The sequence below is a fragment of the Nonomuraea salmonea genome, from assembly GCF_042428605.1.
GTDB classification, from domain to species: domain Bacteria; phylum Actinomycetota; class Actinomycetes; order Streptosporangiales; family Streptosporangiaceae; genus Nonomuraea; species Nonomuraea salmonea.
The window spans coordinates 56,263-65,642 of the sequence record NZ_JBHMCF010000057.1 but is presented as its reverse complement, the minus strand read 5'-3'; the positions used below and the strand labels follow the sequence as shown (position 1 = coordinate 65,642).

15 protein-coding genes are annotated in these 9,380 nt (G+C 71.8%); all 15 read left to right on the top strand.

Annotated features, from left to right (window positions below):
* Nucleotides 1–113 precede the first annotated feature (113 nt).
* Nucleotides 114–719, top strand: coding sequence for a hypothetical protein (locus ACFFR3_RS46095; protein ID WP_345410492.1), 606 nt, complete (start codon nt 114–116; stop codon nt 717–719).
* A gap of 185 nt (nt 720–904) precedes the next feature.
* Nucleotides 905–1,186, top strand: a complete 282-nt coding sequence (locus ACFFR3_RS46090; protein WP_379485219.1) for a hypothetical protein — start codon at nt 905–907, stop codon at nt 1,184–1,186.
* Nucleotides 1,187–1,360: 174 nt separating this feature from the next.
* Nucleotides 1,361–1,630, top strand: a complete 270-nt coding sequence (locus tag ACFFR3_RS46085; RefSeq protein WP_379485218.1) for a hypothetical protein — start codon at nt 1,361–1,363, stop codon at nt 1,628–1,630.
* Nucleotides 1,631–1,711: 81 nt separating this feature from the next.
* A complete protein-coding gene (locus ACFFR3_RS46080) occupies nt 1,712–2,896 on the top strand; it encodes a DUF3560 domain-containing protein (RefSeq protein ID WP_345410124.1) in 1,185 nt (394 codons plus the stop codon).
* Nucleotides 2,897–2,972: 76 nt separating this feature from the next.
* Complete coding sequence (locus ACFFR3_RS46075; protein WP_379485217.1) at nt 2,973–3,248, top strand: hypothetical protein; 276 nt, start codon at nt 2,973–2,975, stop codon at nt 3,246–3,248.
* Nucleotides 3,249–3,374: 126 nt separating this feature from the next.
* Complete coding sequence (locus tag ACFFR3_RS46070) at nt 3,375–3,791, top strand: hypothetical protein (RefSeq protein ID WP_345410128.1); 417 nt, start codon at nt 3,375–3,377, stop codon at nt 3,789–3,791.
* Nucleotides 3,792–3,876: 85 nt separating this feature from the next.
* The gene (locus ACFFR3_RS46065; protein ID WP_379485216.1) at nt 3,877–4,737 is read left to right on the top strand and encodes a hypothetical protein; all 861 of its coding nucleotides are present in this window, start codon (nt 3,877–3,879) and stop codon (nt 4,735–4,737) included.
* Entirely contained in the window at nt 4,730–4,936 is a 207-nt protein-coding gene (locus tag ACFFR3_RS46060) for a hypothetical protein (protein WP_379485215.1), read from the top strand. Before ACFFR3_RS46065 ends, ACFFR3_RS46060 begins: the two co-directional genes overlap by 8 nt.
* 118 nt (nt 4,937–5,054) lie before the next feature.
* The gene (locus ACFFR3_RS46055; RefSeq protein ID WP_345410132.1) at nt 5,055–5,345 is read left to right on the top strand and encodes a hypothetical protein; all 291 of its coding nucleotides are present in this window, start codon (nt 5,055–5,057) and stop codon (nt 5,343–5,345) included.
* Between the two features lie 377 nt (nt 5,346–5,722).
* Nucleotides 5,723–6,841: a phosphoadenosine phosphosulfate reductase domain-containing protein gene (locus tag ACFFR3_RS46050; protein WP_345410134.1), complete on the top strand. Its 1,119-nt coding sequence runs from the start codon at nt 5,723–5,725 to the stop codon at nt 6,839–6,841.
* A gap of 244 nt (nt 6,842–7,085) precedes the next feature.
* Nucleotides 7,086–7,379 (top strand): hypothetical protein, encoded by a 294-nt coding sequence (locus ACFFR3_RS46045; protein ID WP_345410136.1) that lies wholly within the window; start codon nt 7,086–7,088, stop codon nt 7,377–7,379.
* Nucleotides 7,380–7,516: 137 nt separating this feature from the next.
* Nucleotides 7,517–7,699, top strand: coding sequence for a hypothetical protein (locus ACFFR3_RS46040; RefSeq protein ID WP_345410138.1), 183 nt, complete (start codon nt 7,517–7,519; stop codon nt 7,697–7,699).
* Between the two features lie 100 nt (nt 7,700–7,799).
* Nucleotides 7,800–8,045: a hypothetical protein gene (locus tag ACFFR3_RS46035; RefSeq protein ID WP_345410140.1), complete on the top strand. Its 246-nt coding sequence runs from the start codon at nt 7,800–7,802 to the stop codon at nt 8,043–8,045.
* Entirely contained in the window at nt 8,042–8,947 is a 906-nt protein-coding gene (locus tag ACFFR3_RS46030; protein WP_345410142.1) for a deazapurine DNA modification protein DpdA family protein, read from the top strand. The genes ACFFR3_RS46035 and ACFFR3_RS46030 overlap by 4 nt, the downstream gene beginning before the upstream one ends.
* A 130-nt stretch (nt 8,948–9,077) precedes the next feature.
* A complete protein-coding gene (locus ACFFR3_RS46025) occupies nt 9,078–9,347 on the top strand; it encodes a hypothetical protein (RefSeq protein WP_345410144.1) in 270 nt (89 codons plus the stop codon).
* The last annotated feature ends 33 nt before the right edge of the window (nt 9,348–9,380 follow it).

The following is a 9,380-nucleotide window of genomic DNA, read 5'->3' as shown; positions in this document are numbered from 1 at the left end:
GCCGCCTGACCAGCAGTTTCTTTACCTTCCAGTCCTCCAGCAAGATCGACGTAGATATGAGACTGCGCTATTCTAAAGACGTCAGGCAGTACTGAACAGGAAGGACCCGCACCATGACCGCCACCGCCACCGCCGCCGCCGCCACCGCCGCCACCGCCGCCGCCGACGAGCTGCGCGCCCAGGCCGCCGCCCACGAGCGCGAGGCGGAGGCGAGCTTCGAGCGCTGCGACACCGACGGGTTCCTGTCCCAGTGGGCCAGCCGCATGGTCGCCCAGGAGGAGCGTCTCCAGGCCGACATCGAGGAGAACGGCGGCAAGGCCATGTTCCTGGCCCTGTTCGACCTGGACGGCAACCTCCTCCCCGCGATCCTCCGCCCGTCGAGGTACTACGGCCGCCCCGACTACTGGACGATCTACGCCGACGACGACTGCCGCGGTCGCGCGGTCGCGTTCTTCACGCCCAGCCAGGCCAAGAACGGCCGCAAGGCCCGCGCCACCGACGCCCGCAAGGGCTACTACGTCGGCTACGTGATGGCGCCGGCCAAGGCCGAGCTGCGCGGCTCCAACGCCGCTTGCGTCAGCGCGGTCCCCGTCCGGACCGGGCCGGAGTTCTCCCGCGACGTCGAGATCATCGACAACGGGCAGCACGGCCCCGAGCTGTCCTGGGAGCAGGGCCGCTACTACCACTCGACCGACGTCGTCTACAACGGCGCCGCCTAGCCGACCGGCGGCCCCTCCGCCCTCAGCCCCCGCCGGACATCCCGGCGGGGGCTTCGCATTGCCCAGGGCATCCCCGGCTGACCAGCAGCTTCTTTACCTTCCGGCCCTCCAGAAAGATCAACGTAGATATGAGACTGCGCTATTATAAATACGTCAGGAAGTACTGGACAGGAAGGACCCGCACCATGACCGCCAAGACCACCACCCTGTACGTCCCGACCATCAACGGCGTCCCGCTGGCCGGCTACAGCGGCTACCGGGTCTTCGACTCGCTGGAGGAGGCCCTGGAGGAGAAGTACGACGCCGCCCGCGTCTACCTCACCAAGGAGGTGGCCGAGGCCCACTGCGAGTGGGCCCGCGGCTACTTCACGGCCGACAGCATGCGCCACGGCTGGGCGGTGGAGGAGCGGGAGGGGCTCGTGCGCCGGTTCGTCGACGGCGTCCGCATCGCCCTCATCTGCGACTAGCCGGCCCAGCCGAAGCCCCCGCCGGGCGCCCCGGCGGGGGCTTCGCATTGCCCGGGACATCCTCGCCTGACCAGCAGTTTCTTTACCTTCCAGTTCTCCAGCAAGATCGACGTAGATATGAGAGTGCACTATTATAAAGATGTAAGGCAGTGCTGAACAGGAAGGACCCGCACCATGACCGCTGACCGCGACGAGATGACCGCCCCGCTCGTGATGTTCCAGCCCGTCGTGATCGACGGCACCACCGGCGTCATCTGCCGCCTGGTAGACGGGGTGGTCACCGTCGCCACCACCGACGAGGAGCCGCGCTTCCTCACCGGCTACCCGCAGGACGTGAAGCCGGCCGACGCCCTGGCCCTGATCGGCACCTGCGACGGCCTCCGCCGCGCCGCCCTCGCGGCCATCGGCCACATCGCCGACCGGCTCACCGGCACCCTCCTGTAACCCACCAGCGGGCCCCGGGCCGGGGCCCGCCCCGCACCTGACACCCGACACAACGCACCTGACACTGCGAGGAGAGAAGCCTTGACCACCATCCGTATCGTCCACACCCGCGCCGAGGGCACGCTGATCGAGGGCAGCACGAAGGGAGACGGCGTCTATCAGCTCGTCCGCGACGCCGCCGGGTTCCGGTGGAGCCGCAACGTCGGCATCTACCTGCCGCACAGCCGCGACAGGGCGGCCAAGCGGTGGGAGATCGGCAAGGCCGCCGACGCGCTGCGCGGAGCCGGGTTCACGGTCGAGACCGACATCGACGACGTGACGGCCGGCAGGCGGTTCGCCGACGCCGAGGCCGAGCGCGTTGAGGCCGCCGAGGCCCGGCACGAGCGGTTTTCCGCCCGCGCCTCCCGCAACGCGGCCAGCAGCGACGCCCGGTGGCAGCGCACCCGCGAGCGGATGAGCCACGTGCCGCCCGGCCAGCCCATCCTGGCCGGCCACCACAGCGAGCGCGGTCACCGCCGCCTGCTCGCCTGGGCGGACCGGCAGGACGGGCTCGCCGTCGAGGAGGGCCGCAAGGCGCAGTACTGGGCGGGCCGGGCCGCCGCCGCCGGAGCGTACGAGCAGCACCGCACCAACCCGGGCCGCACGCTGCGCCGCCTCGACAAGCTGGAGGCCGAGCGGCGCGCCCTGCTGCGCCGCATCGAGACGGGGTTCACCAAGGAGACCCGGCCCGGCGAGCCCGGCCCCGAGGGCGCCGAGCTGGTCCGCTCCTACCCCGGCGGCTGGAAGGTGTGGAAGGTGCAGCCGCCGCAGGAGTGGGCCGACGCCCGGCAGGCCGACCTCGACCAGCTCGACGACGAGATCGGCTACTGGAAGCACGTCATCGAGCAGGCCCAGGAGAACGGCGTCAAGATCTGGTCGAAGGCCGACTTCGCCAAGGGCGACTTCGTGATCACCCGGGGGACCGCCGTCGAGGTCACCCGCGCCAACGCCAAGTCGGTCACGATCCCCTGGTGCCACTACTGGGTGACGTCCGGGCCGCTGGTCACGGTCGAAGCCGTCATGAAGATCGTTAACGGTGACGGCCACATGAGCAACGACCGGATGCACACCGACACTCTCCGCTACGACGACGTACAGGGCCGCATCAGCAAGGACGAGATGGCGGAGCTGCTGGAGCGCAAGGTGACCGTGGCGGAGCTCAAGCAGCTCATCGCCCTCCGGATCCGTGAGGCGCGCGGCGAGCAGCCCGCCGACGCCGACCAGTAGACGCCCAGGCCGGCCCCGCGACCCGCGGGGCCGGCCCTCACCACCCCAGCCCGCATACACACCATTGGAGGCCCTCATGGGCAGGACCACCGTCCGCCACCCCTACCCCGCCCCCGCCGCCGACGAGGTCGGGCACGCGTTCGCCGCCGTCCACCCCGAGGGCGGGCGCAACGTCTTCGTGACCGGCCGCACCTGCACGCGCTGCGACCGCACCCTTGACCCGCACTACCGGCACGGCGTGCCCTGCTACCAGGCGCGCGCGCACGCCGAGCTGACCGTCCGCAGCTACTGGGGGCGGGGCCACGTGGAGCGGATCCCGGTCGGCGACCTTCCCCCCGACCTGCGGCCCTGACCACGCCGCCCCGCGCACTCTCCTGTCTGCGTTTCGGCAGGTCAGAACCACGACACGCTGGACGTAGATAAGATAGTGTGCTATTCTAAAGACGTAACGGAGGGACGAACCGAAAGGACCCGCACCATGACCGTCGCCACCACCGCCACCGCCACCGCCACCCCGGTGGCCGTGATCGGCTCCGCCCTGCGGAGCTGGGGCGCCCGCCAGATCGAGGAGGCCGCCGCCGCCACCGCCGAGCTGGCCGACGCCCTCAAGGGCAGCACGACCGGCGCCGAGATGGCCGGCCTCATGGCCGCCGCCCTCCGCGCCCGCCACCTCGCCGCCCCCTGGGAGTCGGTCCTGACCGGCAACACCGGCGACGACGCGGTGATCGCGTCCGCGACGGCGATGCTCGCCAAGGCGGTCAACCACCTGCTCAACGTGTCGGCCGACAACGGCCACTGGCTGCCGCTGGAGGGCGTCGAGAGGGGCGCGATCAGCGAGGGCTACCGGGCGTTCGCCTCCTACGTCAAGCCGCTGCTGGACCACCTGGAGGGCTGACCACCCCGCCCCCGGGAGGCGCCCGCGCGCCACCCGGGGGCGCACCCGTACACCCCGGCACCACGACGAAGGAGACCCGCACACCATGACGGACCTGACCGACCGGCTCGCCCTCCTGGCAGACCGGACCCGGCAGTTGCAGGAGGACACCGCGCTGCTCGCCCTCAACGCGATCGCCGCCCGCGCCCGCGAAGTCCACCCCGCCGCGCACACCGTGGAGATCGCCATCCCGGAGGGCGGCTGGTCCGGCTTCCCGCGCGGCTGCCACGACCAGGCCGGGACCCGGCTGGTCGCCGACGACGAGACGAGCCTGTACTCCGACCTGATCGGGCTGACGCAGCACCTCACGTACGGCAACATCAACACCTGGTACCAGCACACGGAAGACCCGGTCGTGGACCCGGCCATAAGCCTGCGCGGCACGGTCCGGCGCGTCGTCATCGACCACGCCCTGACCCTGGCCCTGCCCGACGTCGAGCAGCAGCAGGCGGCCACCCGCGACGAGCTGGTCCGCCTGCACGGCGGCAACGCCACCCAGGCCATGCTGGATCTGGCCCGCGATCACCGGATCGCGGTCCACTACCTCGACCGCGCCCAGTTCGACAGCTACCTGGAAGAGCGCCACGGCCGGACACGGCCGCTCACCGATTGGGACTGGTTCGTGCGGCTCGACATCCACCCGGAGGAGTACGACGAGCACGTAGCCGACCACGAGTGCGGCGACGACGGGCCCGGCGCCGTCGAGGTGGCGTTCATGCGCGAGAAGCTCGCCGACGCGGGCCTGATCCCCGACGACGAGGGGGGCGCGCTGGGGGAGGAGTTCGACGCGATCGACCCGCTGGGCCTGTCCGGCGCGCTCGCCGGCGCGGTACGGGCCGGGCAGGTCCTGGACGCCGCCCGCCGGGTCCTGGACGCCGCCCCGGACGGGGAGGTCGCGGATGAGTGAGCCGAGCCCGGCCGCGCAGCCCGGCTGCGACCGGCACGGACCGATGACGCTGCGCACCTCCACGACCCGCGAGCAGGCGTTCTGCGGCACCTGGTACGACTGCCGGTACCCCGGCTGCAGGACGTCGCTCCTGGTGCCGAGCGCCGCCCTGAAAGACCAGCTCGCCCAGCAGGCCGCCGCGCTGGCCGCGTCCGCCTGACCTCCCCGGGCCGAACCGCCCCCGCCCTGATCTCCGGGCCGGGGGCGGTTCGGCGTTTCCGCAGGTCAGACCACCCGAAACCGTTGACGTAGATTCGAGAGTCACATATCATAAAGACATGATCGAGATGACGACGTACACCGTGACCATCAGCGGCTCCGAGCGCTTCGCAGGCGAGAAGCCCTACACGTGGGCGGTCCTCGCCGCCACGCCCGCCGAGGCGGAGGCCCGCGCCCTCGACATCCACCTGTCCCAGGGCCTGGGTCTCGACCCGGCCGACCCGACCGAGGACGAGAGGGTCCTCATCGAGGAGGCTCGGGAGATCCTCCAGGTAGAGGACCTGCACGAGGGCCTGCCGCCCGAGGGCTGCGGCTACCACTGGAACGACGTGCGCGACCTGACCCGCTGACCGGACGGGAGGGGGCTGGGCCGGAGACGTCGCCCGCCCCCTTGCCATGTCGCGTCGCGCCGCCTGCAGCTGACCCGGGCGCGACGCGAACCGCGCCTCTCGCGTCGCGAGCTCGAGAACGCCGCGGCGCGCGACGCGAACCACAGGACCCGCGTCGCGCCGCCTGCAGCTCGCCGGCGCGCGACGCGATCCCGCCCGTTCCGCGTCGCGTCGAGGCCTCCGCCGCGGCGGGTGACGCGAACCCGGGGCGCCTGCCGCCGCCAGGACCTGACCGCCAGAGGGTCGGCCACCCGCCCGGGAGGCCGGCCCTCCTACTTCTCGCGTCGCAGCCTCGAGGGCCGCGGCCGCCGCGACGCGAACCACCACCAGGGGGAGTCATGCGACAGCTCACCATCGACCTGGACCTGCCGGACCAGCCCAGCCCGCAGGACCGAGACAGCATCGACCTGCACACCTTCGACCTGATCGTCATCTGCTCCAGCGGCGGCAAGGACAGCCTCGCCATGCTCGCCTACCTCGCCCGCCTCATCGCCGAACAGAGCTACCGGGGCCGAGTCGTCGTGATCCACAACCACCTCGGCTACTCCCGCACCGGGCAGCCGGTCGAGTGGCCCGGCGCCGAGGAGGTCGCCCGCGACGCCGCCGACCGGTTCGGGTTCGAGTTCGTCGTGCGCTCCCGCCGCCAGGGCGGGCTGCTGGGGCAGGTCCTCCAGCGCGGCAAGTGGCCCGGCCCCGGCCTGGGCCGCTGGTGCACCAGCGACCAGAAGGAGTCGCCCACGATGACGTGGCTGACCGGCGCGGTCGCCGAGCTGGGCCTGCCCCGTACGGCGCGCGTCCTGTACTGCCTCGGGTTGCGCGGCGACGAGTCAGCCGGCCGGGCCGGGCAGCCAGTTCTGTCGGTCAACGAACGCCGCTCGTCTCGGCGCCGGACCATCACGCGGTGGCTGCCCATCCACGGCTGGACCGTCCGCCAGGTGTGGGAGGAGATCAAGCGGGCCGGGCTCCGGCCTCACGCCGCCTACACGTGGGGCATGACGCGGCTGTCATGCCGGCTGTGCGTGCTCGGCGCGCTGGACGACCTCATGCTCGCCGCCGCCCTCAGCCCGGACCTCGCCGCCGACTACGCGCAGGTCGAGGCCGAGGTCGGGCACCGGTTCACGGCGGCGGTGTCGATCGCCGAGGTGCTCGCCGCGCTCGGCGCGGCCCGCGCTGAACGGGCGGGCGATCCTGCCGCCCGCGCCCTGGTGGACGAGCTGGACGCGATGGTGCGCGGCCACCTGGCCGCGACGCCGCAGGCCCGCGGCGAGGGGGAGACGAAGGCGGGACGGCCGCGCCGCCCGTGGACGGCCGAGCAGATCGCGAAGCGGGCGGCGGCGAGCACCAGGCGGCTGATGGACGCCGCCCGCCGTGCGCTGGCCAGAGCGGACGGCGTGGACGCGCAGGAGTGGCAGGCGCCGCTGGTCGATGACGACATGGTCGACCATCTCGCGGCGTGAAAGGAAACGCCGGCCCTTCCCCGCGCGTGGGAAGGGCCTGACGCCCGGACGTCGATCCGGGAATGCCCCCCGGGTCGGTCCGCCCCCAACGTAACGACGGATGGTAACGGAGCGATCACGCTCCGCTGTACATCGGCTGGGAATGATCACCTCCACATGTGACGTAGATCAGAGAGTGCGCTATCATAAAGATGTAAGCGGTGGTGATCGAGCCATCCACGCACCTGACGTCCAAGGGGGACACATGACGACGACCGCGACCCTCCCCGCCATCCCGGTAGGACCCCACCGCGACCGCAGCGAGATCCACCCCGCCGCCCGCACTAGCGGCCAGATCGGCACGATCCTCGGCATCGCCACCCGGCCCGACTTTGACCACGCCCTGGGCAACCCCGCCGACGCCGACACCGCCGCCCGCCGCCGCCGCGCCGGCAGCGACCCGGACGTGTGGTTCATGTGGACCTCCACCACCGGCCGCGTGCACGCCGCCCTCATCACTCCGGCCGGACGCATCGCCTGCGAAGTCGACATCACCTGACCTCCGGAATCGCGTTTCAGCAGGTCAGAACCCCGAAACGCTTGACGTCACACAGATAGTCCACTATCTTAAAGATGTGTCCGGGGGTGGCCCCCGGGACACCGCACCTGACACCAGCAAGGAAGGACCCAGCAGATATGGCGCGCATGCTCCAGGCTTCCCGCATCACCGGCACCCGCCGCTACCGCCAGGAGCGCTACGCGGACGGCCGCCAGCTCACCCGCCGCATCACCCGCCGCTCCGAGAAGCACCAGTGGCAGGCGGAGGCGCAGCGGGAGCTCGCGGAGGAGGCCGCAGAGCTCCAGGCGGGCATCGCCTGACCGAACCGACCGGGCCGGGGCAGCAAGCCCCGGCCCGTCCCATGCCCGCACCCGACACCGCACCTGACGCCCGCACCTGACGCCGGAGGAGATCCCAGCCATGAGCAAGACCGCCGCCCGCCTCACCAGGACCCGCACGACCACGCAGGTCGTCCGTATCGGCTGGCACGACGGCGTGGAGTCGGACGCCGCCTGGACAGACCAGTGGGGCCACCAGGTGGTGCGGGCCCGCGTGCTCGGCGCCTGGGGCTACTGGGTGCGCTGCCAGGACGGCCGCTGGTCCTCCCACCTCACCCTGGACGACGCCCGCGACGTCTGCGCCTGGCTGCAGGAGCGCGGCCGGTGAGCGGGCAGCTCGTGCTCGACGGCATGCCCGGCCTCGACCTGCCAGAGCACCAGTGGACGGCGCCGCCCGACCCGGCCCCGGGCCGGGCGCCCGTCCTGCACATCTCCTGCCCGGAGCCGGCATGGCTGGCCCGGCCCGACATGCCGCCGCTGCTGGTCACCCGCGCCCGCATGGAGCGGCTCGCCCGGCCACCGCGGGCCGTACGCGGATGGATCCTCGACAGCGACGGCTTCCGGCATCTCGGCAAGCACGGCCGGTGGACCATCACCGCCGCCGAGTACGCCGCCCAGGCGGACGAGTGGATGCGCCGCATCGGCCTGCTCAAGGCCGCCGCCGTCCAGGACTGGTGCTGCGAGCAGCACATCTGCGACCGCACCCGCCCATACGTGAGCGGCCTCGCCGGCGCCGACCTGGACCGGCGGGGCGTGATCGACCAGCACCAGCGGCTCACCATCGCCTCCTACCTGGAGCTGCGCAAGCTGGCTCCTCGCGTCCCCTGGATGCCGGTCATCCAGGGGTGGACAGCCGGCCAGTACAGACGGCACGCCGACATGTGGGAGGACGCCGGCGTGGACCTCGCCGCCGCGCCGCTCGTCGGCCTCGGGTCGGTGTGCTCCCGCTCCGGCTCGCAGCCGTCGCTCATCCCCATCAGCCAGCTCGTGCGGGACCTCGCCGAGCGCGGGGTCCGCCTGCACGCCTTCGGGCTCAAGACCACCGCGCTGCCGTGGATGCGCGAGCACCTCGTCTCCGTGGACTCCGCCGCCTGCTTCAAGCAGGCCCGCTGCCAGAACATGCGCGCCTTCCCCGACTGCCCGCACCCGGGCGACTGCCGCAACTGCCCGCGCTGGGCGGCCCACTGGCACCGGGACCTGTCGGACCGGGACCTCGTACGCGCCGCCTGAACCCCGCCCGACCAGCGGTTTCTTTACCTTCTGGCACTCCAGCAAGATCGACGTAGATATGAGAGTGCGCTATTATAAAGATGTAACGGGAAGTCGTTAACACCACCCACCACACAAGGAGGAACCCCCGATGAAGGTCATGGAGATGCAGCAGCAGGTCCGCTTCTACATGCGCCGCGAGGTCGCCGTCGAGCTTCTGGAGATGCGGGACATGGACGCCATCAAGGAGGTCCTGGCCCTGCTGCCGGAGGCGTACGAGGCCGACCCGGAGTTCGGGGGGATGCTGGAGCGGTTCGTGACGCTGCGGGTCCTGGCGATCGCCGCCTTCGGGGCCGGCGTGGTCGCCGAAGCCGCCGAGGCTCTGCACGAGGCGATCGTGGGCATCCACGACGAGTACTGACCGGACGGGGGCCGAACCTCCCGGCCCCCTCCT